We start from the raw sequence: 26,783 nt of genomic DNA, 5'->3' as shown, positions 1-26,783 counted from the left end.
CGGGGGTACCGTGCCCGCGCACTGCCGAGTGGTCGAGGCGCACGAGCCGACGGTGAACAACGGCAGTTCTCGGCGTTCGATGACGTCGGCAACGCCTGGCTGCTCGACGGGCGCTCGGGCGTCGACGTCGCCGCCCGTCCGCTACCCCGTTGATCTCCTTCATCGAGGAGGCCACCGGGGCCTCTGACACGGTCGCCCTGCCGCGGCTGAGCAAGGCCGGTGTCAACGTCATCGAAACGGCCGTCACACCGCAGTCCCGGACGGCGGGCCGGGCTCCGGGCTACGTCCGGTTGCTCGAGGGGTCGGTCGTCGCCACGATCGTCCGCGGCGGACAGCTGCCCGTGCCGGATCCGGCGGCCCGGTTCCGGCACGGTGACGAGATTCTGCTCGTCCCGCACACCGCGACCGAGCAGGAGGTCCACACAGCGTTCCGGTGAACGGTCATCGCTCGGCAGTCCCCGCTGCCCAGCGTCGCCGGACGCCGTCCTCGTGCTCGGCCTGCTCCAGGGCGAGGTCGGCCCGGTCGATAGCCTCCCTCAGTCGGGGAATCCAGTGGCGCCGCAGGGCGCGGACCCGGTGCCTGCTACTGATGACCTCCGCGCCCACCGCCTCGGCGGCGACATGAGCGGCCGCGTACTCGGCGGCGGCCCGCACGGCACGGCCGTAGACCTCCTCGGCGTGCACGAGGGCCGTGTTGGCGGGAGTGGCGGCGGTGGGCGGACGGGTGGGTACAGACAGGGAGACCGTACCCGGGTGTCGTACGCCCATATAGGTGGTCCAGTGGACCGTGACCTCGGAGTGCCCGATGCCCTCGGCGGCCGAGTCCAGTGCCTGTTCCCCGCCCAGAAGCAGCCCCCTCAGCAGCCAGATTTCGGCCTCGGAGAGCAGTGCGTGCCACTCCTGGGCGGCCTGCTCCTCCATGCTCAGCAGCCGCTGGTGCTCGGAGCGCAGGACGCGGAGCTTCTGCTCCAGCAGGTCGGCTCCGCGCTCGGCAACATCGAGGCTGTGCCGCAGTCGTAGTCGTCCCGCACGACCGGGCGGCGTACGGCGGATCCCGGTCATCGGGACACGTCCTCGTCGAAATCGCCGAGGTCCTTCGCCCCGTGGGCGTCGAGGAGCGCGGTGGGGAGCATGGAGAGCTGGCCGCGGGGCAGTGTGAGCAGGGCCCGCCAACCGCGCTCCAGCGAGGCGTCGAGGCTCCGTGGCTCGTCGCTGCGCTGGTCGGCGAAGTCCCGCAGAAACGCTTCGTCGAAGTCGAGGTAGCGGCGGTCGATGGGGCTCAGCGCCGCCTGGCCGACCAGGTCCGTGAGATCACGGACCTGCCGGGCCCGCGCCAGCGCGGCCAGCAGCTGGGCCGCGACGTCGAGGTGGTCGTCGCGGGTACGGCCGGGGCCGGCGCCCTTGCGCATCAGCCGGGAGAGGGAGGACAGGGCGTCCAGCGGCGGGTACACGCCCCGCGCGTGGGTCTCCGGCGAGAGCACAATCTGTCCCTCGGTGATGTAGCCGGTCAGGTCGGGGACGGGGTGGGTGATGTCACCCGCGGGCATGGTGAGCACCGGCAGCACGGTGACCGAGCCTGGCCGCCCGCGGATGCGTCCGCAGCGTTCGTACAGGGAGGCCAGGTCGCTGTAGAGGTAGCCGGGGTAGGCGCGGCGGGCGGGGATCTCCCCGCGGGCGGCGGAAACCTCGCGCAGCGCCTCGGCGTACGTCGTCATGTCGGTCATCACGACCAGGACGTGCCGTCCCTCGGTGAAGGCGAGGTGCTCGGCGACGGTGAGCGCGATGCGAGGGGTGAGGATCCGTTCGATCACAGGGTCGGCGGCGGTGTTCAGCAGCAGGACCAGTTCCCCGGCCGCGGACCGTTCCTCCAGGACGTCGCGTACGAAGGAGGCGTCGGCGTGGGTCAGCCCCATCCCCGCGAAGACGACGCTGAACGCCTCTCCGCCGACGGTGGCCTGCGCGGCGATCTGAGCGGCCAGTTCCAGATGCGGCAGCCCGGCCACCGAGAACACCGGCAGTTTCTGCCCCCGTACCAACGTGGTCAGGGCGTCGATGGCCCCGACACCGGTGAGCACCGGTTCGGACGGCGGCTCACGCCGCACCGGGTTGACGGGGACGCCGCCCACCTCGGCCTGGTGGGAGCCGAATATGGGCGGCCCGTCGTCGACGGGGTCGCCGCGGCCGTTGCAGACGCGGCCGAGCCAGTCCGTACCGACCGGGACGCGCAGCGGGCTGCCCGAGAAGACCGCGCGGACGCCCCGTGGTTCCATGCCCGCGGTGCCCTCCAGCACCTGGACGACCGCCAGGCCACGGTCAGCGTCCAGCACCACGCCGTGGCGCCGTTCGCCCGAGGCGAGGGTGATATGCGCGTACTCGTCCCAGCCGACCCCCGAGACGCCTTCCACGATCGCGAGTGGCCCCCGTAGTTCGCGCACCGCCGTGTACTCGACCCCACCGGACAGGCTCATGGCCGCACTTCTCCCAGTCTGGAGAGCATGGCGTCCCGCCGCGCCGCCACCCCGGTAGTGTCGTGCGGGCCGGTGTCCTCCCGGGCGCGCAGCAGCGGGCCGAAGTCGATCTCCTCGACCGACGTCACCGGAACACCGGAGTCCACTAGCTCCCGGCAACGGTCGACGACCGCCAGGACGGCGTCGGCCAGTGCGGCCGTCTTCTCCGGCCCGCAGTACGCGTCCCGCTCCGACAGCGCGCTCTGCTGGAGCACGCCCTCCCGCACCAGCCTGCCCGCGAGCACGCTGACCCGCTCCCGCGCCGGGAGGGCGGCGATCCCAATCAGGTCCACAAGGTCGGCCAGCCGGTCGGCCTCCGCCAGTGCGGCTCCCACCCGGTCGCGGCGCCGGGACCACGCCGGATCTCCGGCCGTCCGGTGTCCGGCGGCCAGCACCGGGATATCGCGGGAGAAGGACCCCGTCCAGGAGACCGCCGGGTAGTGGCGGGCGTAGGCGAGGTCGCGGTCCAGGGCCCACAGGCAGCGGACGAAGCGTTCGGTGTGGGCCGTCACCGGTTCGGTCATGTCCCCGCCGGGCGGGGACACCGCGCCGATCACGGTCACCGAGCCCCGGTCACCGCCGAGCGTGGTCACGGCGGCGGCCCGCTCGTAGAAGGCCGCGATGGCCGAGGCCAGTCCGGCCGGGTAGCCCTCCTCGGCAGGCAGCGCGCCGGTACGGGAGGCGAACTCGCGCAGCGCCTCGGCCCATCGGGAGGTCGAGTCGGCGATGACCACCACGTCCAACCCCATGTCACGGAAATACTCGGCGACCGTCACCCCCGTGTGGACGCCGGCCTCACGGGCCATCATCGGCATGTTGGAGGTGTTCGCGATCGTCACCGTGCGGTCCGCGAGGCGTCCGCCCGTCCGCGGGTCCTGAAGCTCCGACAACTCGGTGATGACGTCGGCCATCTCATTGCCGCGCTCGCCGCAGCCGACGTAGACGATGACGTCCGCGTCGCACCACTTGGCGATCTGCTGCAGCAGCACCGTCTTGCCGGTGCCGAAGCCACCGGGCACCGCGACCGTGCTGCCCCGGGCCACGGGGAAGAGCAGGTCGATCACCCGCTGGCCGGTGTTGAGTGCCTCGTGGGTGTCGACGCGCTCCCGCACGGGGCGGGGCCTGCGTACCGGCCACAGGGCGTCCAGCCCCACTTCGGTGCCGCCCACCACAGCCACCACGGTGTCCTGCGCGTGGTTCCCGGGACCGGCGATCTCCGTCACCATGCCCCCGCAACCGGGTGGCACGAGGACCTTCACCCCTACCGGCCCCGCGTCGCGGACCTCCCCGAGTGCCTGCCCCTCTGCCAGTTCCTCGCCCTCCGCAGCCAGAGGGGAGAAGGACCGGGTGCGTTCGTCGGCCAGGGCCCGTCTCGTGTCCGGCAGCAGCCAGTCGCCGGCACCGGAGAGCGGGCGCAGCAGCCCGTCGAAGATCCCACCGAGCAGCTGCGGACCTAGCCGCACCGAGAGCGGCCGGCCGTGGGGAAGCGCCGTCTGTCCCGGGGCGAGCCCGCCGGTGTACTCGTACGCCTGGACGGTGACCACGTCACCACTGATGGCCACGACCTCGCCAAGCAGTCGGGCAGGGCCGATCGAGACCACGTCGTACATCGCTGTGCCGCCCGCGTACTCCATCTCGACCAGCGGTCCGGTGACGCGCAGGATCCGGGAGACCGGCTGCCGGGCGGCAGACGGCCGGTCCGGCCCGGTGGACGCCGTCACGGCTCCCACAGGCTGCGCACCTCCGCTCCCATGTTGTCCAGGGCACGCTCGGCCAACACGGTCAGCGACAGGTCGACCCGCCTTCCCGGTACCTGGGCCACCACTCCCCCGTCGGCGTGCTCGGTCACCTCTGCGCCGGTACCGAGGAGCACTCGGGCCCTCTGCTCCAGCCGTTCCCGAAGAGCCGCGTAGCCATCGGCCCGGCGCAGTTCCCGGACCCGTTCGGCAGCCTCGCGGCGCAGATCCTCGTACGGCTTCCGCCGAGCGGAGAGTGTGCGGGACCTGGCCTCCCGCCGGGTCCTGACGAGGAGGTCACGGGCGGCGTCCGCGCCATCGGCCTCGCCCTGCCGCCGGGCCTCGTCGAGGATCGCCCGCGCCTCGGCCCGGGCCTGATCGAGCCGGGCAGCGGCCTCCCGCTCGGTTCGGGCCAGGAGCGCGTCCGCATCGGCGTGAGCGGCTCGCAGCAACCCTGACCGGACCGGGTCGAGCGCGTCCGTCGTCTGGGCGGGAGTCCGGGACGTCATGGCGGCATCACGATGGTCAGCCGGCGGCGGCCCGCAGGCAATCCGGGGTCCTGCTCCAGTGCCTCGGCCGCGGCAGGGGTGAGAATCACCAGGTCGATGCCGTCCGGCAAACTCCGCCAGCCGCGACGTACGGCCGCGGGGCCGTCGGCGACGAGGACGACCGCTCCGGCCAGGGCGAGACCGGCCACGCGGGCCCGCTCCCCGAGGGCGGCGACGCGTCCCATGGTCAGGCCTTCCCGATGAGGATGACCGCGACGACCAACCCGTAGATGGCGATGCCCTCGGCCAGGCCGACGATGACCATGGCCCGGCCGAACAGTTCGGACCGTTCGCTGAGTGCCGCGAGGGCTGCCGCACCTGTATAAGCGACGGCGATGCCCGCGCCGATGGTGGACGCGGCCACCGCGATGGCGGCACCGATCAGAGCGGCGGAGCCGGAGCCCGAGCCCTGTGCGGCCGTGGACGCGGCCTGGGCGGGTCCGCCGCCGACCGCCAGGGTCAGCACCACGGTGGCAGCCATCAGGAGGACGGCGTCGGCGGCGATCATCCACCACAGAGCCGTCCGGCCCGAGCGCCGCAGTACAAGGCGTGCGGCGACGAATCCCGCCGCGATGACGGGCAGGGCCAAGAACCAGGTGCTCACGAGTACTCCTCCCTCGCCGGGCCGAGCCGGGCGGCCTCACCCGATGGGGTCTCCCCCGCTGCGGGCGGCCTGGCGTCCACGGCCGGACCCGGGGTGTGCTCGACGGGCAGATGCCAGGGTCTGAAGGGACGTCCCTCTCCCTCGAAAAGCCGGGAGAAGAGTTCGTAGTACTCCAGGCGCAGTGCCTGGACACCGGCCACCAGTGCCTCGAGCAAGAAAGCCAGGACGTTGCCCGCGAGAAAGACCAGCAGGGCGGCGGCGACACCGGCCAAGCCCCGGCCCGACAGAGCCTGCGCGCCGTCCCAGATGATCGCGCCGAGTGCCGCATGGGTCAGCCCGAAGGCCGCGAGCCGTGCGAAGGACACGACGTTGGAGCCGATCCGCACCATCGCGTCCAGGAGCTGGATGCCGGTCTGCACGGCTCCGCCCGGACCACCCGCCGTGGTCGCGTACAGCCCCGCCCCGGCCAGGGCCAGGCCGACGACGGCGATCACGGCTCCCATGGCGGCGAACGCCGACCGGCCGAGCCACACGCATCCGGCGACCGCGGCGAGACCGAGATAGAGCGTGGCCCCGGCGATACCGGTCGTCGCGAAGAGGGCCGAGGCCGGTCCGCCCTCCCGCCACCGGTTCACGATTCCTGCGGCGTAGGCGACGGCCAGGAGCACGGCACCGAGTACGATGGCGGCGGCCAGCAGCTGCATGGGCTCCTCGAGCGGTGCCAGCCACATCACGGGCAGCACTCCGGTCGGGCCGAAGAACTCGCCGTATGCCACCCCCGCCAGGGTGGCGGCCAGCCCAGCCCCGGCGACGAAGGGCCACAGCGGGCGCAGCGCCGCCAGTCGGCGCGGTCGGCCGACACGCAGCAGCAGCGCGGCGGCGACGAGCAGCAGCCCGTGCCCGACATCGCCGAACATCACGCCGAACATCACCGCGTAGACGATCCCGGCCGGCAGGGTGGGGTCGAGGTCGGCGTAGGGCACGGTGCCGTACGTGCTGACCAGAGGTGTGAGGGAGCGGCGCATGGTTCTCGCCGGGTGCGCCGGGGCTCCGGTGTCCGCTCCGGTCAGCAAGGTCGGCGGATCGACGCCACGCGGGGCCCTCAGCACCACCAGCGCGCCCCCGGCACCGGCGATGCGCGCCGCCGTCGCGCCCACCTCCGCCTTGGGGCACCAGCCGGCCAGTGCGGCGGCCTCGCCGTGCCGGACCGCGTCGGCGAGTCGTTCCTCCATCTGTGCCTCGCCCGCCAACAGGTCCGTCCGGCCCCCGCGTTCCAGAGCGTCCAGATCGGGGGGAGCCTCGCTGAGAACCGGTTGTGCCGGCTCGGTGCGCAGTCGCCGCAGGCGCGTCGCCGCGGGCCCCCGGACCTCCGGCCCGCCTTCCCCGGCAAGGTCGATCTCGACGCATCCTGTCTCGGCGATCCGCACCAGGCTCTCTCGTAGCGCCTTCTCGGGGGCCACGACGGCCACCCTGCGCATCCTGACCGGAACCGCCCGCTCAGTCCGGCGCATCGAGCACCTCCGCGGGCCAGTCGCCCGGGCCGCCGCCCCGGGTGGCCAGTTCCAGCGCGCCGCGGGTCCGCCATGCGTCGACCGACAGCAGTGCTACGACGCCCACGACCGGCTGGGTACCGAAGCGGGCCCGGCGCAGCAGTTCACGGCCGTCCCGCTCGACCGCGTCCCACCACCGGGCCTCCGCCCGCCACAAGTCCGCCGCCTCGTCGATGTCCTCCAGCAGCCAGCCGGCAGTGGCCGGCAGCGCCTGCCGGAAATCGGCGTACGATCCCGCGCTCACCGCTCGCGGGCCGAGCAGGCGGGCCGCCCGGCGGGCGGAGACGTCCGGCATCCGGCGGCCGATGACGAAGACCTCGCGACCGAAGAGCAGGGCGAGCCGGGCTGCCGCCCAGCGCGCCGCGTCAGGAACGGCGGCGGCGAGCCGTACGGCGGCGGAGACCCGTGTGCCGGTGGCGATCGCGGCCGACGAGTCGCCCCCCGGGTCGCCCCAGGCGGAGGCCGCGAGCGCGGTACGCAGCTCTGACGGCGAACGGGTGCGGGCGACCCGCGTCCAGGCGACGGCCAGCGCGCCCAAGCGGTAGGGCGGGGGGTGGAGGCGTTCCGTGCCCGGCTGCCGCGGATCGGCCGCGAGTGCGCTCAGATGGTGCTCGGTGTTGGAGATCTCGAATCCCGCGGCGAGCGCCCGGACGGCGTCCGTGCCGGTGGCCGGCTGCCAGCCGGCGAGGACCCGGAGATGCCACAGCAAAGTCGCCGAGACCGCACGCTGGGCTTCGGTCAGCGCGGCACCCGGAGTGACATCGTGCCGGTACGGGGTGGCCGCCAAGTAGCGCAGCGCATCGTCGAGTTCGGGAGACGCCGCCACCCGCCCGGTGCCCTCGGCGCCCAGGCACCTGGTCCGCAGAGCTCGTGCCCGGGTCACGCCGGCCACCCAACCCGCACCCATCAGGAACCACCTCCCCGTGGCCTCGCCGGGCCCGGAGCCCGGTGGCTTTCCGGCGGAACAATCGACGCCTCGTCCGCCGCGAAGTCCTCCAGCACCAGGGCGAGTACCCGGTCGACGAGCGCGGGTGTCCGGCTCCTGGCACGGTCGCGTACGGAGGCCTCCTCGCGTTCTGTCTCGGCGAGCAGTGCCGCGGCCTCGCCGTCGGCCTCGCGCAATACCTGCTCGGTGGTGCGCGCCCGCACCTGGCGGGCCTCCTCGCGCGCTGCGGCCACAATCGTCTCGGCCTGCCCTTCGGCTTCACGTCGGCGCGAGACGGCGGCCGCATCGGCCCGCTCGCGTACGCTTCGAGCTTCCGCCTCGGTCTGTTCGAGCAGGCCCAGGGGCGGTGCGAGTTCCGCACGGAGTTCGGCAGAACGGTCCGCGGGGACACCACTCGGTGCGGCGCGGCCGGGCGAGGCCGCCGGTCGGAACCGCGTCAGAAAGTCCCGGAAACCCGTCACACGCTCTCCTCCAGGTGGGTCGAGGCCCTCTTCCCAGTCTCCCCGGTAGGCAGTGACCTGTCGCGTCGCGCTCGGCCTCCCGTCCCGCGCCAGGGCCGTTCGGCCCAGAGGCCGCACCGGTCGATCGATGCGAAACTGAGCCCGTAGGCGAACGGCGTCCCCGGGAGGCAGCCGTGAGCGACTTCGAGCACAGCTCGGCGGAGAAGGAAGCCCGCCGCACCATGCCAGACCGCCCCTGGACACCCCTGAAGGAACCGCGCCAGGACGCACTGCGTCGCTACCTCGGGGTGATCGCCGGCGCCGCGTCGGCGAGGAACGCCGAGGAGTCCGAGCGCCCTCGCGGCGGGGAGGACTCCGAGCCACCCGTCACGGCCGCGCCCGGGGCGACCGCTCGGGGACCGGACGTACTCCGTGTGCGGGACGTCATGTGGGTGCCGGCGGCCTCCGTCCCCGATGACATGCCGTTCCTGGACGTGGCCCACACACTGGCCCGGGAGCAGGTGAGCGCCGTACCGGTGGTCGACTCCGACGACCAGGTGATAGGTGTCGTCTCGGAGTCGGATCTGCTGGCCAAGGCCGCCGTCATGGCGGAGCCTCGTCGGCACGGACCGGTCGGCAGGCTGTGGCAGCACCGCCTGTACGACAAGAGCCACGGCGACACGGCCGCCACGTTGATGACCTTCCCGCCTGTCACCGTCCACCCGGAGCAGAGGGTTTCGGACGCCGCGTGGACCGCCGCGCATGCCCGGTTGAAGCGCCTCCCCGTGACCGACCATCACGGTCGGCTCGTCGGTGCGGTAAGTCGGCACGACCTGCTGCGTGCGCTGATCCGCGACGACGCCGAGATCCTCGCCGAGGTGGAGTCCCTGGTCGGCCGACACCTGCTGGGTCCGCGCACCCTCGAGGTCACCGTGGAGAACGGTGTGGTGACCATGGCGGGGAAAGTGGACGAGGCACTCGTCTCCGAACTGCTCGCCTCGGTACGGGACATCGACGACGTGGTGAGTGTCGTCGACGACACCGACGCGGTCTGAGCCGTTCACGTCCACGGAGCGCGCATCACCGCGTGCGGGTGACGAGAAAGTCAGCACTGGCGGACAGCGTGGTCAGCCGAGGCGTGTCCTCGTCGTCGATGCGGAGGCCGGACCGTTCGCTGAGCACCTCGACGAAACTCAGGAAGTCCAGGGAGTCCATCTCCAGCACGTCACGGAACGCGTCGTCGGGCCCGAGGACGGCGATGTCGGCGTCAGGGATGACCCGTGAGATCGATTCCCTCACCATGTCCAGTGCATCGGTCCGGTTGATGTTCACAGCTGCTCCGGGTTCTGCAGGAGGCGGGTGACCGCCGTGAGGTAGCGGGCACCGACGGCGCCGTCCGTCGCTCGGTGGTCGGCCGAGAGGGTCGCCGTGACCACGGGCCGCACGCCCAGCAGGCCGTCGACGGCGCACGGCCGGTCAGCCACCCGCCCGAAACCGACGAGGGCCACCTGCGGCGGGTAGATCATTCCGAACACGGTCTCCACGCCCTGATCTCCGAGGTTGGTGACCGTGATCGTGGCGTCCGACACCTCGGAGCCCCGCAGTCTGCCCGTACGGGCCCTGGTGACCAGGTCCTTCAGGGCCGTCATCAACTGCGGGACTGCCAGGGTGTCGGCGTGGTGCAGTGCGGGGGCGAGGAGCCCTCCACCGCGCAACGACACGGCCACGCCGAGATGAACGCCCTCGCCGGCCGTGAAGTGGTCCTCGGTCCAGGAACCGTTGAGCTCGGGGACGTCCCGGGCCGCCAGGGCCGCCGCCTTGAGCAGCAGGGCGGCGGGGAGCAGTCGTTCACCGACCGCGCTGCGCCGGTTGTGCTCGTGCAGCCAGTCCATCGCGGCGGCCATGTCCACGGTCGTGGAAAGGTAGTAGTGGGGAATGTCCCGGTTGGCGCGGCTCATCAGACCGGCGATCGCGCGGCGCATGACCGCCCCCCGATCATCGGACGCATGTGCGACAGAAGGGCGTTCAGCGGAAGGACGTACCGGAACGGCGTCCGCAGACGCGGGCGGGACCGGAGTCGACGGGCCTGGGGCCGCCTGGCGTACGTCCGCAGCGCGGACGGCCGAGTCCCTGCCCGTCCCCTGCACGGTGGCCAGGTCGACGCCCACTTCGGCGGCGAGCCGCCGGGCGAGGGGCGTGGCCCGCACGCGCGGTTGCCGGGTGGTGGCCCCGGCGGCCGCCGCTTCCTCGACGTCTGTTCGGGTGACGCGGCCGCCGGGTCCGGAGCCGTGCAGCGTCTCCAGGTCGACACCGCTTTGCTTCGCCAAGTGCCGGACCAGGGGGCCTGCCTCGATGTGACCGCCCTGTCGAGCCGTGGACGGTCCCGGCGCCGGGACCGTGGCGGGGACGGGAGGCGGGGACGGGGGCTTGGCAGGCTCGCCCTTCTTCGGTGCGCGACGGGCCGCTCCCCGCTTCTCCGCCTTCCCGGTTTCCGTAGGTCCCTCGGGCTGCCTGACCTTGTGCGGCTTTCGAGTCCTGTGCGGCTTCCCCACTCCCTGCGGCTGCCCGGACCTCTCCGCCGTCGCCCCGATCAGCGCGAGCGGTGTGCCCACCGGCACCGTCGTGCCGGGCTCGACGAGTAGCTCGGCCATGGTTCCGTCCTCGAAGCACTCCACCTCGATGGTCGACTTCGCGGTTTCGACGACCGCGACCGGATCACCCTTGTGGACGAGGTCGCCGGGTGCCACCAGCCACTCCAGGAGCGTGCCCTCGTCCATGTCGGCGCCGAGGGACGGCATGGTGAACTCGGCCATGGTCAGTCCACCGCCCGGTGGGCGGCCGCGACGATGTCGGCGGTCTGCGGCAGGGCGGCCTCCTCCAGCCGCCGGGCGTAGGGCATGGGCACCTCCGCGCTGCACACCCGCTCGACGGGCGCGTCCAGCTCGTAGAACGACTCCTCGGCGATGCGGGCGGACACCTCGGCGGCGAGACTTCCCGTTCGCCACGCCTCGTCGATGACCACCGCGTGGTGGGTATGGGCCACGGAAGCGGCGATGGCCTCGGCGTCGAGGGGCCGGAGCGTGCGCAGGTCGATCACTTCGGCGCTGATGCCCGCGGCGGCCAACTCGTCTGCCTCCGCTAGGGACTTGGGCAGCGAACCTCCGTACGTGATCAGGGAGATGTCGACGCCGGGCCTGCGGATCGCGGCGTGGTCCAGGTCCACGGGTGCGGTGGTCGGGAGGAGTTCGCCGGAGACGTTGTAGAGGCTCCCGTGCTCGAAGATCAGTACGGGGTCGGGGTCGGCGAGCGCCGGTGCGAGCATGTGGCGTGCGTCCTCGAGGGTGGCGGGGGCGAGGACACGGATGCCGGGGATGTGCGCGTACCAGCCCTCCAGGCTGTGCGAGTGCTGCGCGGCGAGCTGCCGTCCGGCGCCCGTCGTCATGCGGATGACCAGCGGTACGGCCAGTTGACCACCCGACATGTGCAGCAGGGTGGCGGCGTTGTTGAGGATCTGGTCGAGGGCGAGCAGGCTGAAGTTGACGGTCATGATCTCGACGACCGGTCGCAGCCCGGCCAGGGCGGCGCCGATGCCGGCGCCCACGAACCCGGACTCCGACAGCGGGGTGTCGCGGACGCGGTCGGGACCGAACTCCTCCAGCAGGCCGAGGCTGACGCCGAAGCATCCGCCGTAGCGGCCCACGTCCTCGCCCATGAGGAAGACGCGGTCGTCAAAGCGCAGGGCGTCCCGCAGCGCCTCGCGCATCGCTTCTCGGTAGGTCGTCTTCGCAGCCTCCAGCCGCTTGCCGTCACCCATGGTCAACTCGCCTCCGCCGGAGGGCTGGTGACGTAACGCAGCAGATGCTCCACCGGCTCCTCGGGCGCCTGCTCGGCCGCCTCCACCGCGTGGTCGACCTCGGCGGCGACCCGGCGCTCGATCCCGGCGAGCGTCTCGTCGACCGGGTCGCCGTCCGCGCGCATGCGGTCGAGGAGCCGGTTGACCGGGTCCCGGTCCTTCCACCGCTCGACCTCCGCCTTGTCGCGGTACCGGTCCGGGTCGTACATGGAGTGGGCGCGGAAGCGGTAGGTACGCAGTTCCAGGAAGTACGGCCCGGCACCGGCTCTGATGGCCTCCGCGGCCCTGCGGGCGGCCTGTTCCACGGCCTCGACGTCCATGCCGTCGACGGCCCAGGCGACCATGCCGTACGAGGCGGCCCGCAGGGCCAGGTCGGTCTGCGCCTCGTGCCGCTCCAGGGCCGTGCCCATGGCGTAGAGGTTGTTCTCGCAGACGAGCAGTAGAGGAAGACGCCACAGGGCCGCGAGGTTCGCCGTTTCGTGGAACTCGCCCTCGGCGAAGGCTCCGTCACCGAAGAAGCAGCAGGTGACACGGTTCTGTTCGCGCATGCGGTCGGCGAGTGCGAGTCCGGCGGCCAGGGGGAGTCCGCCGGCGACGATCGCGTTGCCGCCGTAGAAGCGCCGGCTCGCGTCGAACAGGTGCATGGATCCGCCCCGGCCGCCGCTGCACCCGGTCGTCCTGCCGTACATCTCGGCCATGACGGCCTCGGGCGTGATCCCGCGGGCCAGGGCGTGTCCGTGTTCGCGGTAGGTGGCGACGACCGCGTCCTCGGGTGTCAGTGCCTCGTTGACGCCGACGGCGACGGCCTCCTCACCGATGTACAGGTGGACGAAACCGCGGATCTTCGTGGCGCTGTACAGCTCGACGCACCGCTCCTCGAAGCGCCGGATGCGCAGCATCGCCTCCAGCAGGCCCACCCGGTGTCCGGCGGACGTCTTCCGCCCGGTCGTCGCTGTCTTTTCGCCGGTCTTACGGGGAGCCAGGTCCTTCCGCGCGCGGTGGGAGCGGGCCGGGCTCATGAGGATCCCTCCAGGGTGGACAGGTCGCCTGTGGGCAGACCGAGTTCGCGTGCGCGCAGCAGCCGTCGCATCACCTTCCCGCTACGGGTTCTGGGCAGGTTCTGGTCGAACGCGATCTCCCGGGGCGCGACGGCGGGCCCCAGCCTGCGGCGGCCGAAGGCCAGCAGCTCCCGTTCCAGATCCAGCGTCGGAAGAACACCGGGGCACAGCGACACGAACGCCTTGACGACGTTCCCGGCGACCGGGTCCGGCCGTCCGATCACCCCGGCCTCGGCCACCGACGGGTGCTCCATCAGCGCGCTCTCCACCTCGAACGGACCGATCAGATGGCCGGCCGACTTGATGACGTCGTCGGCGCGCCCCACGAACCAGTACCAGCCGTCCGCGTCCCGGCGGACCAGGTCACCGGTCAGGTACCAGCCGTCCGCGAACGCGGCGTCGTAGCGCTCCTCGTCGTGCAGGTAGCCACGGAACATCGACGGCCAGCCCGGCCGCAGTGCCAGTTCTCCCTCGACGTCGGCGCTTCGCACCTCCGTGACCCGGCCGTCGGTGACCAGGGCCCGGCCGTCCTCCCCCTGCTCCAGCACGGTCGCCTCGACGCCGGGCAGTGGCCGCCCCATCGAGCCGGGCCGGATCTCACAGGCGGCGAAGTTCGCGATCATGATGCAGCCGGTCTCCGTCTGCCACCAGTTGTCGTGCACCGGCAGGCTCAGCACCTCCCGGCCCCACAGGACGGCCTCCGGGTTGAGGGGCTCGCCGACGGAGGCGATGAAGCGCAGGGCCGAAAGGTCGTAGGAGCGAGGCAGGTCGTAAGGGCCCTGGCTCGGTGTGGCGCGCATGAGCATGCGCAGGGCCGTGGGCGCGGTGTACCAGACAGTGACCCGCTGCTGGCCGAGGATTCGGTACCAGCGCCGGGCGTCGTAGTCCCCCTCGTCGACGACCACCGTCACGCCGTGGACGAGCGGGGCGACGATCCCGTACGACATGCCGGTGACCCACCCGGGATCGGCGGTGCACCAGTACACGTCCCCCGGGTACAGGTCGAGGGCGTACGCGGCGGTGGCGTAGTGGGCGACAACGGCCTCGTGGACGTGGACCGCGCCTTTGGGGGTGCCGGTGGTGCCGCTGGTGAAGTGCAGCAGGGCCATGTCGTCGGGCGAGGTCGACGGGATGGTGAAGTTGTCCGGGGCGGCGGTCGTCAGGTCGTCGAAGGAGGTGGTACCGGGCAGTTCCGCCGCGCCGGATCCGACGATCAGGACGTGTTCCAGTCCGGGAACCGCTGCCCGGCGTTCGGCGACCTTGCGCCGGTAAAGGGCCGCGGTGGTGACCAGAACCCGTGCGTCCCCGAGACGCAGCCGCTGCTCGACCGGGTCGGGGCCGAAGGCGGAGAAGAGCGGGCAGAGCACGCTGGTGTTCTTCAGCGTGCCCAGCACCGTGGTGTACAACTCGGGGCAGCGGCCGAGCAGGGTGAACACCCGATCGCCGCGGCCGACGCCGAGCGACCGCAGAGCGTTCGCGAAGCGGGCCGTGCGGCGGGCCAGTTCCGCGTACGTGACGGTGGAGACGGAGTCGTCCCGGGCGACGCAGCGCAGGGCGGCCTTGTCCGCGCGGTCGGACGCCGCGTGCCGGTCGACCGCCTCGTGGGCCATGTTGAGCCCGCCGCCCGGCAGCCCGGCCAGCTCGGTGCGGGCCTGGGCCCAGGTGAAGTCCGAGCTGGCCCGGTCGTAGTCGGCGAGACGGGGCGGAACGCCCGGTGTGGTGTCCTTGCGGATGGTTTCCCAGTGCATCGGCGCTCCTCCCAGCACTGTGTCCAAGGACCGGCCGACCTGTCCGGGCTCCTGTTTCCGAGCCTCCCTGCTTCCCGGTGCAGCGTGACCTTGAGGGCACCCGTGGTGGCGCCCTGTGCGAACACCTCTTGGGCGTCTTCCATCCGGTCGAGGCCGAAGGTGTGGGTGACCGGCGGGGAGACGGGAAGGCTTCCGTGTCTCTCACTCCCCCGCTCCCCACCTCCACGGTCGCCCCGGCGGAACACCCCGGCAACACGGAACGCCGCGTCGCCCGGCTGGTGCAGTCCAGGAATCCCGGGTCCACCGGCTTCCTGGCCTTGTGGACGCCCCGGCGAAGAACACGATCGCGGTATGGGTCTCGCGCACCTCCGCGCGGCGGCTGTTTTCCCTGGTGGCCGGACTCAGCCATGGGGGACGACGGCAACGGGCAGCGCCCATGGTGGACGGCGGCCTGAGTGACAGGACCGAGGTGGGGTGCCGGACCGTGCCGGTGTTCGTGGCGGCCGACAATCAGCAGCGCGGCGCCTTCGGCAGCGTGCAGGACGGCCTTGGCGGGGCACACGAGACGGATGCCGTCGGCCACGTCCACCGGCGGGTACTTCTCGCGCGAGGGGAGGAGCGTCTTGCTCAGCTCCTTCTGCGCATCCCGCGTCATCTCTTCGGTGACAGCGTGGTTCACACCCCAAGGCACCCGCGCGTGAAGCGGCACGCTTCGGCCGGGCACGACCAGAAGCAGAACTTCCCTGGCCGCGGCGGTGTGGAACGCGAAGTCGAGCAGGCCGCCGCTGGATCCCCGGAGCCACGACCACACGGCTCGCGGGCGTCGGCTGTGCTCCCTCGTCGCGGGTTTCGGCGTGGACCAGTACCACCGGCCGCTCCGCCCGGGCCACGACCGGCATGCCGACGTCGCCCAGGAAGTAGCTCTCAACAGCTCCAGACCCGTGAGCCGAGCACGCGCGTCTCGGATTCCGACGCTGTTGGGAGCAGGGCGTTCTGGGCGTCGTCGGCCATCAGGCTCCCGCCCATGGTCAGGTCCGGGTGGCGATATGGGAGTTCCGCCCGCGCGGTGTGGACGAAACGCCTCGCCCGGTAGTGCTGATCGGCTTCCGAGAGAACACGGGCTGTTTCCGGCACCAGCAGTGGCCACGCGTGCCGCAGGCGCAGCGTGAGCCTGCGCTTCTCGACCTCGTCGGCGGCCCAGTGAGCGGCGGCGAGACTTTCGGGTGAGCCATCGAGACCCACGGTGATGACTGGTTGCATGGCGGCGGCCTCCGTCTCGTACGAAGCTGGATACGACGGTGGATGACGGTTAACGACTCCGATGGCGTGCATGCTCCGGACGTCGCCGACATGCCGAGTGCGGTGCTCCTCTCCCTCGAGGAGCCCTCCGGCGCATGTGGAGCCGTAAAGGAGGCCGGGCACGTGGCACCCGCCACGAGAGGAGGCAGGGGCGATGACGATTCCCCTGGTGGTCGGCATCGACGGATCCGAAGCGAGTCTGGAGGCGGTGGACTGGGCCACCGACGAGGCGGTCCGGCACGGCGTGCCGCTCCACCTCTTGCATGCGGCGGCCGGTGACCACGAGGCGTCCGACGTGATCGGTGCCGCCACTGAGCGCGCCAGGCAAAGAGCTCCCACGGTCCGGCTGTCGAGCGAGGCACTGCACGAGGACGCCGCCTCCGTCCTGGTCGGCAAGGGGCGTAACGCCTTCGCGCTGGTGCTCGGGTCCAGAGGGCGCGGAGAGCTCGCCGAAATGCTCCTGGGCACGGTCAGTCTGGCCGTGGCGGCACGAGCGGACTGCCCGGTCGTCGTGGTGCGCGGTGCCACGGAGCACCGGGACGGCCGGTTCGGGAACATCGTCGTCGGTGTCGAGGAGGGGGAGGACAGCGGCACGGCCTTGCAGTTCGCGTTCCGCGAGGCCCACGTGCGGAACTGCCGGCTGACGGCGGTGCACGCCTGGAACCCGTCGTCCAGGACTCTCACCCCACGGCCGGCTTCATCGTGGTACGCCCTGGAGGCCCATCGGCGCCCACCGTCCCAGGTGCTCGACGACGCCCTGCGCAGCTCGGCGGATCCGTATCGCCACACCCGGGTGGACCCCAAGGTGATCGAGGGCCCGGCCCGCCGAGCACTGCTGGACGCGGCGTCGGCGGCGGACCTGCTGGTCGTCGGCACACGCAGACGGCAGGGGCACCCGGGCCTGCAACTGGGCCTGATCAATCACGCGTTACTGCATCACGCGCCGTGTCCTGTCGCGGTCGTTCCGCAGATATGACCACGGCGGCGGAGAGGGACCATGACGGCAACCGGTGGAATCGGGCCGGAAACCGGCCCGCAGGGACTTTCGGCCCCATGCCCCGAGCCCAACGCCGTTCGACGGTGGGAACAGGTGGTGGGGGACGGCCGACGAGTTGCTGGAGGCCGACTCATGAGCGCACAAGGTTCGCCCCGCACATCCGGTCCGCCGTCGAGGCGCGGAGATCACGCCCCCAAGGGCGCGAACTCCCCGGGAGCTACGTCCGACATGTTCGAATGCTGGTTCCGCCGCGTCCTGACGGTCGTTCTCGTCCGCGGGCTGCCGGCGGCCATAGTCAGCGCGGGACCCGCGGCGTACAAGGCGTCGATGCGCACCGTGCGAGCCCAGGCGGCGGAACGGCATCGGATCACCGCCCGACTGACATCGACCGTCAAGGGTGACGACTGGGCGAAGCGACCGGCGCAGGCCCGCTGGACCGACGCCAACGGCATCATGCGGACGGGCGCGGCACTCGTGAAGCCGGTAACGTCCGAAGGCGCTGCCGTGCGTGTACGGGTGGACCGGGACGGAACGGTCACCACTGCGCCGGCGAACACGTTCCACGCGACGGCCAGTGGCTGGCTGGTGGGGCGGTATGGCGGCGTTCGACGTGACCGCGAGGTCCTGCGCGGCCTGGGCAAGCAGGTCTTCCGCCGTCCCGGCCGCACCGACGTGATCGGTTTCGTCGGCGAGAAGCCCCTCCCCCGACGACGGCGTTGCGCTGATGGAGACGGTGATGCGACACGGGCGGCGCACCGGCCGGAGGCCCACGCTCGACGAGTGCCGGGGGAATCGCCGCGGGCCCGGGCAGGCCGTCCTCAGCCGCCCGCCGGATCCGGTGGCCGATCGCACCCCGCGCGACGGCTCCGAGTCGCTCGGTGTGCTCACCGCCCACGTCCGGCGCCACATCGAGGAACAGCTGTCGGCCACCTCCGCACGGCCCCAGGTCTCAGAACGAAGCCCGGCCGGATCGCATCGGCCCGCAGCGAGGTGAGGAGGAGAGCGATGCCGCACACATCGGAATGGACGGTTCGTCTTCATCTGTTCGAGGACGACGAGGGCACGACGAAGGCCCATCTGATCCTGGACACCGGCACCACAGAGCTCACCGGTCACGGGACCGCGCACTGCCATCCGGCGGACGCGAACGTGCCGGAGATCGGTGACGAGCTGGCCGCGGGCCGGGCCCTGAACAACCTGGCCCGGCAGCTGCTGAAGACCGCCGAGCACGACATCGAGGGCATGGGCACACCGCGGCCGCACAGCCGGCAGGTCGTCGGGTGGCCCACGTGACCGACGGCGACACAGCGACGCCACGGCAGATCGAGGAGGGATCACCCGTGACACACCCCGCACGACACGGCAGAGGTGGGCTTCCGGCAGCTCTGCGGGAGCTGGAGGACCCGCGCGCCGGGGTGGACCAGCTCATACGCGCCACCTTTCCCGGTGGCAGCTTCCCCCGGGTTCGGTGCGACCGATCCATGAGTGCCCCTGGCCGACGTCGAGGACACCGACGACGCCTACCTGTCCGACCGACGGGGTCCTCACGGTGAAGGTCCCCAAGACCGAGGAGGGCGAGGCTCAGCGTATCGAGATCACCGGCCGGGTCGACCGACGGGCGTGCGGGGCGCGGTGGCCGGCCTCCAGGTCTGCTCGCCCCGTGCGGCCGCCCGTCGCGCGTGGCACGTTGGATACAGCACCACTTCGAGAAGAGGGCGGCGTCATGAGAGCTCATCTCGGCGATCAGCTCGTCATCGAAAGCACGACGGCCGACAGCCCCAGGCGCGACGGCGAGATCATCGGACTCCATCACGAGGACGGGACTCCGCCCTACGACGTGCGCTGGTCGGACACGGGCGGGACAACGCTCGTGTTCCCCGGGCCCGACGCGCACATCCGGCATCTCGAACACGGGCACCCCGGGACCGCCCGCTCCCCTTCCAGCCCCGATCCGGCCGAGGAGGAGACCGCGGTGCCCGGGACACCCCTCCCCGGTGACATCGGCCGGCGTGTGGCCGTCGAACGCCGGAGGCAGCGGCTCAGCCGCGAGGAGACGGCCCGCCGCGCCCGAATGTCCCCCGGCTACCTGGAGTACCTGGAGGAACGGCCTGCCGACCCGAGTGTGGCAACCCTCATCAGGCTGGCCGACACGCTGGGCACCACCGTCACCACGCTGCGCGGCGGAGGAGTGGATCTGCCACCCGGCCAAGGACAGGCGCTGCTGCGTCCTCAGCTGCGGGACATCGGCCCGGAGGAATGCCGCATCTTGCTCTCGACGCATGGGGTGGGGCGCGTCGCGGTGTCGGCGTCCGACGGCCGTCCGGCGGTCGTTCCGGTCAACTACGACGTCGTGGATGACGCGATCGTCTTCCGGACCGCGCCGAACTCCACGCCCGCAGCGGCTGCCGGAACGGAGGTCGCCTTCGAGGTCGATCACATGGACGAGGCCCTGAGTCAGGGCTGGAGCGTCCTCGCCGTCGGCCCCGCGAGCGTCGTGACGGAGCCTGACGCCGTGCGCAGACTCACCGGACACGCCCACACCACGCCATGGCCGGGCGGTGAACGCGAGATGTGGGTGTCGATCCGGCCCGCACAGCTCACGGGCCGCCGCATCACCCCGGCCGATGGATGACCGGACGCGGGCCACCGCGGAGCGGTCCCGTCCCTACGACTCTCGAAGGAGGTTCCGGTGAGCCGACCAGTACCGTCCGACGAGTGGGTGGCCGCCCTGGTGCACGACGCGGTGGCCGCCCCGTCGATGCACAACGCGCAGCCCTGGCGCTTCCTTTATCACCGGCGCAGCCGCACTTTCGAGGTGCGGGCCGACTTCGAGCGCGCCATGCCACACTCCGACCCCGACACCCGCGGCATTCATCTTGGCTGCGGTGCCGCCCTGTTGAATCTGAGGGCCGCCCTCGTCCACGAGGGCCGGCACCCGGAAACCCGGCTCCTGCCCGACCCCGCTGACCAGGCACTCCTGGCAAGAGTACGGTTGGCCGGCCCTACGCACGACGAGAGCGGCCTCGCCGCGCTGTATCCGGCGATCCACCAACGCCACAGCAGCCGCCACCCGTTCGAGGAACGGCAGATCCCCGGAGCCGTGCGGGAGGCTCTCGGCGCGGCCGCTCGCGTCGAGGGAGCGGCACTGATGTTCCCCACCTCATGGCATCTGCGGGAGGTACTGGAAGCGGTCCAGGAAGCCGAGGCACGCAACATCACCGACCGCGGCAGCGACCAGGACCTGGCCCGGTGGACGCGTATCGACGCCCCGTCGGTGAGCACCGCCGACGACGGAGTCCCGTACTACGCCTTCGGGCCGCGCAAGCGCGGGGGGAAGGCACCCATACGTGACTTCGCGGGCCCCCGACAGGTGGCCGGGCGCGACGCCGCGGACTTCGAACAGACCCCGCAGTTGGCCCTCATCAGCACGGACCACGACCGCCCGGAGAATTGGCTCCGCGCAGGCCAGGCCATGCAACGTGTCCTTCTGCTGGCCACCCGTGAGGGTCTCTCCAGCTCCTTCGCGACCCAGCCTCTCGAATGGACGGACCTGCGCTGGCCGTTGCGCGACCCGATGACCGGGACGGGCTATACGCAGGTCCTGCTGCGCCTGGGATACGGCCCGAACGGTCCCGGCACGCCGCGCCGCCCTGTGGCGGAGGTACTCGGCATCGAACCCTGACCCTGGGCTGTTCACGGCCCGCGTTCACGCCTCCTGTGCCGGTCACCGGCCGGTGGCACCCGACCGGCGTGTCCGGCGCACCCTCACCTGCCCTGGGCTCCCGTGGTGGGTTTCCGTGCATTCGACAGGACCGTGGGGAGACGCGGATGAAGTGGTTGGTCTCGCTGGTCGGAGCCGGGCTCGTCATGGTCACCCTGCGGGACCTGTTCCACACGCTCTGGCACCCCACACGCCACGGAGGGCTGAGCCGCCTCGTGATGACGGCGCTCTGGCGACTGGCCCGGCATTTCCGTGCGCCCGGGCGCGTGGTCGGGCTCGTCGGGCCGCTCGCCATGGTCACGGTGGTGGGCATGTGGACCGTCACCGTCGTCCTCGGCTGGGCGATCGTCTACTGGCCCCACATGCCCGGGGCGTTCACCTTCTCCCCCGGTTCCCAGGCGGCGCAGGAGCCGGCTCTGCTCGACTCCGTGTACTTGTCGCTGGTCACGGTGGCCACCCTGGGGCTGGGTGACATCGCACCCGGCGAGGACTGGCTCCGTCTGGCCTCACCGCTCGAAGCCCTCGTCGGTTTCGTCCTCCTGACGGCCACCGTCTCCTGGGTGCTGGAGATCTATCCGGCGCTGACCCGCAGGAGGGTTCTGGCCCTCCGTCTGGCTCTGCTGCGCGAAGCGGGTCCGCCGACGCGGCAGCTCGACTGCACCGCGGGGGCGCTGCTGCTGGACAGCCTGGCCGGCGAAGTCGCACGTGTCCGCATCGATTTCACCCAGTACGCCGAGGCGTACTACTTCCATGACGGGGAGGACCACTCGTCGCTGGCGGCCATGGTCGGTTACGCCGCCGTGCTCGCCCAGCGCGGGCAGGCGGCCCGACGGCCGGAGGTACGACTGGCCGGCGTCCTGCTCGCCGGCGCGCTGAAGGACCTCGCCGACATCCTCGACCAGCGTTTCCTCCACACGGGCGGCCCGCCGACGGCCGTGTTCGCCGCCTACGCCGCCGACCACGGCCGCGACGGCGCCCAGCCGTGAACGAGCAAGGGTGGCACTCTGAGAGGGGGGTTCCGTCCTTCGGGGCGGCCGGTCACAGGACGGGAGCGGCTATGGCACCCAGCACGCAGAGCCGTCCGGGTACACTTCAGAGACGGCAGTGAACCGCCGCGGCGGCAGCCGGAAACCCGCTGCCGAAGCAGGCCGACGCTCGGATGTGACTCCCGCTAGAGGTCTGTCGTCGGACGAGGCGGCGCGGCGTCTGGCGCGCCACGGGCCCAACGAGATCCCCTCAGAACCGCGGATCCCGGTGTGGCGGCGCGGCACCGAGGTGGCACGCCAGGCGGCCGATCTGGTGCTGGCCGACGACAACCCGGCCACGATCGTGTCCGCTGTCGAGGAGGGACGGCGGGTCTACGCGAACGTACGCCGGTCCCTGCTCTACGCACTCGCCGGTGGCACGGCGGAGATCCTGGTCATGCTCCTCGGCCCCTTCCTGGGAATATCGCCACCGTGACTCCCGCGGCCGGCGTCTGGGCCCGGGAGACCGGACGCCCCTGGCAGTCCATGACTTTCCTGGTGCTCGGGGCGACCCAGCTCGGCGTGGCACTCGGGTCCCGGGCGCGCCCCGGCAGCCTGGCCAACCCGTTCCTGCTGATAGCAGTGGCGACGGCACTGAGCCTGCAGGCAGCCGGCGCCTACCTGCCACCCCTCCAGGACCTGCTGGGTACGGAGCCTCTGTCTCCCACCGACCTGGTGATCGCCTGTGCGTTGTCCGGCCTCGGCCATGTCGTCATGCGGCTCCAGACGGGGTTGAGACCGGAACGCTCGCCGCGCGGGGGCCCATCGGCGACCCGAGACGTCATCGGACACACCGCCACGCGGTGACGCGACCGCCTTTCCCTGGGCATGCGCAAGGGCGGAGAGCAGCCGACACTGGTCATGAGGGACGAGACCGGCCGGGGCGGGTCAGACTCCACGAGTTCCTCCCGCTCCGGCATCGACGCCGGAAGGATTACGACCATGACGACTGCCCAGGAGATCATGCACGCCGGTGCCACCTGCGTACAGGAGAACGAAACGCTTCAGGACGCGGCACGCAGGATGAAGGAACTGGACGTCGGAGCCCTGCCGATCTGCGGACCGGACGACCGGCTCCACGGGATCATCACGGACCGCGACATCGTGGTGAAGTGTCTCGCCAGGGGCAAGGACCCCCGGACCATGCGCGCCGGCCAGCTGGAGCAGGGCAAGCCGGTCACGATCGACGCCAAGGCCGATGCCGGCCAGGTCCTGCACACCATGGAGGAGCACAGGATCCGCCGGCTGCCGGTGACCGACAACCATCGCCTCGTCGGCATGATCAGCGAGGCGGACCTCGCACGTCATCTGCCCGAGGACCAGGTGGGCCGCTTCGTCGAGGCGGTCTGCGCGACATCCTGACCGGCCTGTCGTCCCTGGCGATTCTTCGTAGGGACCATGGGTTCAGGAGGTCGTGAGGGGACGTCTCAACGAGCGAGTGACGGCCATCACCGGTGGCGCCGGGGTGTCGTCCTTTTCTCGGAACCCTCGGGAGGGCTTGCGGGCGCCCGCCGCATGCTGATGGGTCTGGCAGGGCGTCGAGTCGGCTCCGAGCACGTCCCACGCATCCCGACCGGGCGAGCCTGGCAGGAGCTGACGGCTCACGGTCTACCAACAGGGCTTCGCTCAGGGGGCGTTCGGCCCGCTGTCCAGACCTTGCGGCCCCTATGGCGGATGTCGGTGACGCGAGACGTCGAAGAGGCAAGGAGAGTCGTCCACGCCCTGCGTCACCATCTGGAAGAGATGAGCATCATGGCAGTTCACGCCCCCCTGCTACGCCTCGACGACGTGGGTCAGGGCGTCGAAGCCGTCGTCGGCCGCCGACGCCGGGGCATCTTGGTGGCCGGCAGCGGGTCGGCGATCGCCACGCTGGGCGTGCATGCGTAGTCGGCCGACGGAGACGTCGTTGGGCACGGACGTGCTGCCCGACGAACCGCAGCCCGGCGTCAGTGACGGCAGCAAGCCGTTGTGGACGCCGCCATCGAGCCTTGTGAGGAAGGCGCATTGACGATGATCCGTAAGCCCGGATGTCCGGGCCGGACGGCTGCCGGTCACCTGCTGTCGCTGACCTCGGTCCCGGGGAGCGCGGCCCGCCCTGCCTCCAGGCGGGCGACCGGAACGCGGAACGGGGAGCAGGAGACATAGTCGAGACCGGCGGCGTGGAAGAAGTGCACCGACTCCGGGTCGCCACCGTGTTCACCGCAGACGCCGATCTTCAGGCCGGGCCGTGCGGCGCGGCCCTCGGCGACGGCGATCTCCACCAGGCGCCCCACGCCGTCGCGGTCGATCGTCTCGAACGGCGACACCTTGAAGATGCCTTTGTCCAGGTAGGCGGAGAAGAACGCCGCTTCGACGTCGTCGCGGGAGAAGCCCCAGGTGGTCTGGGTGAGGTCGTTGGTACCGAAGGAGAAGAACTGCGCCTCCTCGGCGATGCGGCCCGCGGTGAGCGCGGCCCGGGGCAACTCGATCATGGTACCGACCGGGCATGTGACAGGGACGCCGGACTCCTTGGAGACCTCGGCCAGGACCTGCTCCACCTCCTCGCGCACGAGCCGCAGTTCCTCGACCGCATCGATCAGAGGCACCATGATCTCCGCCCGCGGATCTCCGCCCGCCCGCTTGCGTTCCACGACCGCCTCGGCGATCGCCCGTACCTGCATGGCGACCAGCCCCGGCGCCACCAGACCCAGGCGTACACCCCGCAGGCCCAGCATCGGGTTCTCCTCGTGCATGCGGTTGACGGCTTCGAGCAGTTCGGCGTCATGCGTGCTGGGCGGGTTGCCGTGTGCCTCGGCGGCGGCGATGCGCACAGCGAGTTCGGTACGGTCGGGCAGGAACTCGTGCAGCGGCGGGTCGAGGAGGCGGATGGTGACCGAGAGGCCGTCCATCGCTTCCAGGATGCCGGTGAAATCCTGCCGCTGCAGCGGCAGCAACGCGCCCAGGGCGCCTTCCCGTTCGGTGTCGGTGCGGGCCAGGATCATGGTCTCGACCAACTGCCGGCGGTCGCCGAGGAACATGTGTTCTGTACGGCACAGGCCGATGCCCTCGGCCCCGAACCGGCGAGCACGGGCGGCGTCCTCGGGAGTGTCCGCGTTCGCCCGGACCCCCAGTCGGCGTGCACCCTCGGCGTGCCCCATGGCACGGGCCACGGCGTCCACCAGACCGGCCGAGCGCTCGCCGGTCTCGAAGTACCGCATCACGGCTGAGTCGATCAGCGGGGCAGCGCCGGGATAGACGGCACCTTCGGAGCCGTCCACAGAGATGACCGTGCCCTCTTCGACGGTGGTGTCGCCCACGGTGAAGCGGCGTCCCTGCTGGTCGACGGTAATCTCTTCGGCACCGCACACGCACACCTTGCCCATGCCGCGGGCGACCACGGCCGCATGGCTGGTCTTGCCGCCGCGGCCGGTGAGCACGGCCTGGGCGGCCACCATGCCGGGCAGGTCGTCCGGAGTGGTCTCCTCGCGTACGAGGACGACCCGTTCCCCGGCGTCGGCCCGCCGCACCGCCTCGGCGGAGTCGAACACCGCGGCACCCACGGCGGCTCCGGGCGAGGCCGGGATGCCGTGCGCGAGCGCCTCACCGACGGCGGAGGTGTCGAACCGGGGGAACATCAACCGGGTCAGCTCGTCCCCGCCGACCCGTGCCAGGCCCTCGTCGGAGGTGATGACTCCCTCGTCGGTCAGGTCGGCGGCAAGGGTGAACGCGGCTTCGGCGGTGCGTTTGCCGACCCGGGTCTGCAGCATCCACAGGGTGCCGCGCTCGATGGTGAACTCGATGTCGCACAGGTCGCGGTAGTGGGCCTCCAGCGTGGCCATGTGGTCGCGCAACCGGGTGAACGCGTCAGGGTTCAGCCGGCCGAGTTCGTCCAGCGGCACGGTGTTGCGGATGCCCGCAACGACGTCCTCTCCCTGCGCGTTGGGCAGGTAGTCGCCGTACAGGCCGGAGCGTCCGGTGGCCGGGTCGCGGGTGAAGGCGACGCCGCTGCCGGAGTCGGGGCCGAGGTTGCCGAAGACCATGGTCTGCACGTTGACCGCGGTGCCGAGGCCCTCGGGGATGTGCTCACGACGGCGGTACACGCGGGCCCGTTCGACGTTCCACGACCGGAAGACGGCCAGGACCGCCCGCTGCAACTGCTCGGCCGGGGACTGCGGAAGGGACTCGCCCGTCTCCCGGTGGATCAGCTCCTTGTACGCCTCGACGAGCCCGGCCAGATCGGCCGCGTCCAGCCCCAGGTCGTCGACCGCGCCGCGGGCCTGCTTGAGCCGGGCCATGGTGCTCTCGAACAGGGCGCTGTCGACACCCATGACGGTGCTGCCGAACATCTGCACGAGGCGGCGGTAGGAGTCCCAGGCGAAACGTTCGTTCCCGGAGGACTTCGCGAGGCCCGGCACAGAGTCTTCGCTGAGGCCGATGTCGAGGATCGTCTCCATCATGCCGGGCATGGAGAAGCGGGCCCCGGAACGGACCGACAGCAGCAGCGGGTCGTTCGGCTGTCCCAGCCGCCGCCCGGCGGCCTGCTCCAGCAGGGCCAGATGGTCGGAGATCTCGCGGGCGAGGCCGGCCGGCTCGCTGCCGGTGTCGAGGAACGTGCGGCATGCCTCGGTGGTGATGGTGAAGCCGGGCGGCACCGGTAGGCCCAGGCGGGTCATCTCGGCCAGGTTGGCGCCTTTGCCGCCGAGCAGGTCGGCCATGTCCCGGCCGCCCTCGGTGAACGCGTACACGTGACGGACCATGGCGGTGCTCTTCCT

27 protein-coding genes and 2 pseudogenes are annotated in these 26,783 nt (G+C 71.6%); 11 read left to right on the top strand and 18 right to left on the bottom strand.

Annotation, left to right across the window (positions count from 1 at the left end; translation table 11 throughout):
* Window positions 1–149: 149 nt before the first annotated feature.
* Window positions 150–437 (top strand): hypothetical protein, encoded by a 288-nt coding sequence (locus ACFYQA_RS25650; RefSeq protein WP_388922217.1) that lies wholly within the window; start codon window positions 150–152, stop codon window positions 435–437.
* A 4-nt stretch (window positions 438–441) separates the two neighbouring features.
* Here the strand turns inward: ACFYQA_RS25650 and ACFYQA_RS25645 are convergent, their stop codons facing one another.
* The 9 genes from ACFYQA_RS25645 to ACFYQA_RS25605 are packed head-to-tail and all read right to left on the bottom strand — an operon-like array spanning window position 442 to window position 8,352.
* Window positions 442–1,062, bottom strand: coding sequence for a V-type ATP synthase subunit D (locus tag ACFYQA_RS25645; RefSeq protein ID WP_388922214.1), 621 nt, complete (start codon window positions 1,060–1,062; stop codon window positions 442–444).
* Complete coding sequence (locus ACFYQA_RS25640; protein WP_388922211.1) at window positions 1,059–2,468, bottom strand: V-type ATP synthase subunit B; 1,410 nt, start codon at window positions 2,466–2,468, stop codon at window positions 1,059–1,061. The genes ACFYQA_RS25645 and ACFYQA_RS25640 overlap by 4 nt, the downstream gene beginning before the upstream one ends.
* Window positions 2,465–4,237: a V-type ATP synthase subunit A gene (locus tag ACFYQA_RS25635; protein ID WP_388922208.1), complete on the bottom strand. Its 1,773-nt coding sequence runs from the start codon at window positions 4,235–4,237 to the stop codon at window positions 2,465–2,467. Before ACFYQA_RS25635 ends, ACFYQA_RS25640 begins: the two co-directional genes overlap by 4 nt.
* On the bottom strand, window positions 4,225–4,752 hold the full coding sequence (locus ACFYQA_RS25630) for a hypothetical protein (RefSeq protein ID WP_388922205.1): 528 nt from the start codon (window positions 4,750–4,752) through the stop codon (window positions 4,225–4,227). The genes ACFYQA_RS25635 and ACFYQA_RS25630 overlap by 13 nt, the downstream gene beginning before the upstream one ends.
* A complete protein-coding gene (locus ACFYQA_RS25625) occupies window positions 4,749–4,976 on the bottom strand; it encodes a hypothetical protein (protein ID WP_388922202.1) in 228 nt (75 codons plus the stop codon). Before ACFYQA_RS25625 ends, ACFYQA_RS25630 begins: the two co-directional genes overlap by 4 nt.
* A gap of 2 nt (window positions 4,977–4,978) precedes the next feature.
* On the bottom strand, window positions 4,979–5,395 hold the full coding sequence (locus tag ACFYQA_RS25620) for an ATP synthase subunit C (RefSeq protein ID WP_388922199.1): 417 nt from the start codon (window positions 5,393–5,395) through the stop codon (window positions 4,979–4,981).
* Window positions 5,392–6,906, bottom strand: a complete 1,515-nt coding sequence (locus ACFYQA_RS25615; protein ID WP_388922196.1) for a V-type ATPase 116kDa subunit family protein — start codon at window positions 6,904–6,906, stop codon at window positions 5,392–5,394. The genes ACFYQA_RS25620 and ACFYQA_RS25615 overlap by 4 nt, the downstream gene beginning before the upstream one ends.
* Window positions 6,893–7,828 carry a hypothetical protein gene (locus ACFYQA_RS25610; protein ID WP_388922193.1) on the bottom strand — a complete coding sequence of 312 codons (936 nt, stop codon included), beginning with the start codon at window positions 7,826–7,828 and terminating at the stop codon, window positions 6,893–6,895. Before ACFYQA_RS25610 ends, ACFYQA_RS25615 begins: the two co-directional genes overlap by 14 nt.
* A gap of 23 nt (window positions 7,829–7,851) precedes the next feature.
* Window positions 7,852–8,352, bottom strand: a complete 501-nt coding sequence (locus tag ACFYQA_RS25605; protein ID WP_388922191.1) for a hypothetical protein — start codon at window positions 8,350–8,352, stop codon at window positions 7,852–7,854.
* Window positions 8,353–8,525: 173 nt separating this feature from the next.
* On the opposite strand from ACFYQA_RS25605, the gene ACFYQA_RS25600 reads away from it, so the two are divergent.
* A complete protein-coding gene (locus ACFYQA_RS25600; RefSeq protein WP_388922188.1) occupies window positions 8,526–9,386 on the top strand; it encodes a CBS domain-containing protein in 861 nt (286 codons plus the stop codon).
* A gap of 25 nt (window positions 9,387–9,411) precedes the next feature.
* Here the strand turns inward: ACFYQA_RS25600 and ACFYQA_RS25595 are convergent, their stop codons facing one another.
* From ACFYQA_RS25595 to ACFYQA_RS25565, 7 genes and pseudogenes are all read right to left on the bottom strand, one after another.
* Window positions 9,412–9,663, bottom strand: a complete 252-nt coding sequence (locus tag ACFYQA_RS25595; protein WP_388922185.1) for an acyl carrier protein — start codon at window positions 9,661–9,663, stop codon at window positions 9,412–9,414.
* A complete protein-coding gene (locus ACFYQA_RS25590; protein ID WP_388922182.1) occupies window positions 9,660–11,144 on the bottom strand; it encodes a dihydrolipoamide acetyltransferase family protein in 1,485 nt (494 codons plus the stop codon). Before ACFYQA_RS25590 ends, ACFYQA_RS25595 begins: the two co-directional genes overlap by 4 nt.
* Before the next feature lie 2 nt (window positions 11,145–11,146).
* Window positions 11,147–12,145, bottom strand: a complete 999-nt coding sequence (locus tag ACFYQA_RS25585) for an alpha-ketoacid dehydrogenase subunit beta (RefSeq protein WP_388922179.1) — start codon at window positions 12,143–12,145, stop codon at window positions 11,147–11,149.
* A 2-nt stretch (window positions 12,146–12,147) separates the two neighbouring features.
* Window positions 12,148–13,203, bottom strand: coding sequence for a pyruvate dehydrogenase (acetyl-transferring) E1 component subunit alpha (gene pdhA, locus ACFYQA_RS25580; RefSeq protein ID WP_388922176.1), 1,056 nt, complete (start codon window positions 13,201–13,203; stop codon window positions 12,148–12,150).
* Window positions 13,200–14,990 carry an acetate--CoA ligase gene (gene acsA, locus ACFYQA_RS25575; protein ID WP_388922173.1) on the bottom strand — a complete coding sequence of 597 codons (1,791 nt, stop codon included), beginning with the start codon at window positions 14,988–14,990 and terminating at the stop codon, window positions 13,200–13,202. Before acsA ends, pdhA begins: the two co-directional genes overlap by 4 nt.
* A gap of 74 nt (window positions 14,991–15,064) precedes the next feature.
* Window positions 15,065–15,190, bottom strand: a pseudogene (locus ACFYQA_RS25570) (alcohol dehydrogenase); the annotation flags it as partial.
* A gap of 724 nt (window positions 15,191–15,914) precedes the next feature.
* Complete coding sequence (locus ACFYQA_RS25565; protein WP_388922170.1) at window positions 15,915–16,250, bottom strand: universal stress protein; 336 nt, start codon at window positions 16,248–16,250, stop codon at window positions 15,915–15,917.
* 193 nt (window positions 16,251–16,443) lie between these two features.
* On the opposite strand from ACFYQA_RS25565, the gene ACFYQA_RS25560 reads away from it, so the two are divergent.
* From ACFYQA_RS25560 to ACFYQA_RS25525, 8 genes are all read left to right on the top strand, one after another.
* Window positions 16,444–17,265 (top strand): universal stress protein, encoded by an 822-nt coding sequence (locus ACFYQA_RS25560; protein ID WP_388922167.1) that lies wholly within the window; start codon window positions 16,444–16,446, stop codon window positions 17,263–17,265.
* A 1,026-nt stretch (window positions 17,266–18,291) separates the two neighbouring features.
* Window positions 18,292–18,579 carry a DUF1876 domain-containing protein gene (locus ACFYQA_RS25555; protein WP_388441348.1) on the top strand — a complete coding sequence of 96 codons (288 nt, stop codon included), beginning with the start codon at window positions 18,292–18,294 and terminating at the stop codon, window positions 18,577–18,579.
* Window positions 18,580–19,009: 430 nt separating this feature from the next.
* Window positions 19,010–19,918, top strand: a complete 909-nt coding sequence (locus ACFYQA_RS25550; RefSeq protein WP_388922164.1) for a DUF1918 domain-containing protein — start codon at window positions 19,010–19,012, stop codon at window positions 19,916–19,918.
* Window positions 19,919–19,975: 57 nt separating this feature from the next.
* A complete protein-coding gene (locus tag ACFYQA_RS25545) occupies window positions 19,976–20,968 on the top strand; it encodes an Acg family FMN-binding oxidoreductase (RefSeq protein ID WP_388922161.1) in 993 nt (330 codons plus the stop codon).
* Window positions 20,969–21,114: 146 nt separating this feature from the next.
* Window positions 21,115–21,993 carry a potassium channel family protein gene (locus tag ACFYQA_RS25540; protein WP_388922158.1) on the top strand — a complete coding sequence of 293 codons (879 nt, stop codon included), beginning with the start codon at window positions 21,115–21,117 and terminating at the stop codon, window positions 21,991–21,993.
* Window positions 21,994–22,168: 175 nt separating this feature from the next.
* Window positions 22,169–22,468, top strand: a complete 300-nt coding sequence (locus ACFYQA_RS25535; protein ID WP_388922155.1) for a cation-transporting P-type ATPase — start codon at window positions 22,169–22,171, stop codon at window positions 22,466–22,468.
* Window positions 22,465–22,839: a cation transporting ATPase C-terminal domain-containing protein gene (locus tag ACFYQA_RS25530; protein WP_388922152.1), complete on the top strand. Its 375-nt coding sequence runs from the start codon at window positions 22,465–22,467 to the stop codon at window positions 22,837–22,839. Before ACFYQA_RS25535 ends, ACFYQA_RS25530 begins: the two co-directional genes overlap by 4 nt.
* 135 nt (window positions 22,840–22,974) lie before the next feature.
* Window positions 22,975–23,394: a CBS domain-containing protein gene (locus tag ACFYQA_RS25525; RefSeq protein WP_388922149.1), complete on the top strand. Its 420-nt coding sequence runs from the start codon at window positions 22,975–22,977 to the stop codon at window positions 23,392–23,394.
* A gap of 89 nt (window positions 23,395–23,483) precedes the next feature.
* On the opposite strand, the pseudogene ACFYQA_RS25520 reads toward ACFYQA_RS25525, so the two are convergent.
* Window positions 23,484–23,607: pseudogene (locus ACFYQA_RS25520) on the bottom strand (IS5/IS1182 family transposase); the annotation flags it as partial.
* A gap of 177 nt (window positions 23,608–23,784) precedes the next feature.
* Here ACFYQA_RS25520 and ACFYQA_RS25515 point away from each other — a divergent pair.
* A complete protein-coding gene (locus ACFYQA_RS25515; RefSeq protein ID WP_388922146.1) occupies window positions 23,785–23,919 on the top strand; it encodes a hypothetical protein in 135 nt (44 codons plus the stop codon).
* A gap of 164 nt (window positions 23,920–24,083) precedes the next feature.
* Here ACFYQA_RS25515 and ppdK read toward each other — a convergent pair whose 3' ends face one another.
* Window positions 24,084–26,768: a pyruvate, phosphate dikinase gene (gene ppdK, locus ACFYQA_RS25510; protein WP_388922144.1), complete on the bottom strand. Its 2,685-nt coding sequence runs from the start codon at window positions 26,766–26,768 to the stop codon at window positions 24,084–24,086.
* Between the last annotated feature and the right edge of the window lie 15 nt (window positions 26,769–26,783).

The organism is Streptomyces sp. NPDC005774 (assembly GCF_042871645.1).
Taxonomy (GTDB): domain Bacteria; phylum Actinomycetota; class Actinomycetes; order Streptomycetales; family Streptomycetaceae; genus Streptomyces; species Streptomyces pratens.
The sequence above is the reverse complement of the archived record's forward strand: the minus strand, read 5'-3'. Positions and strand labels throughout refer to the sequence as shown.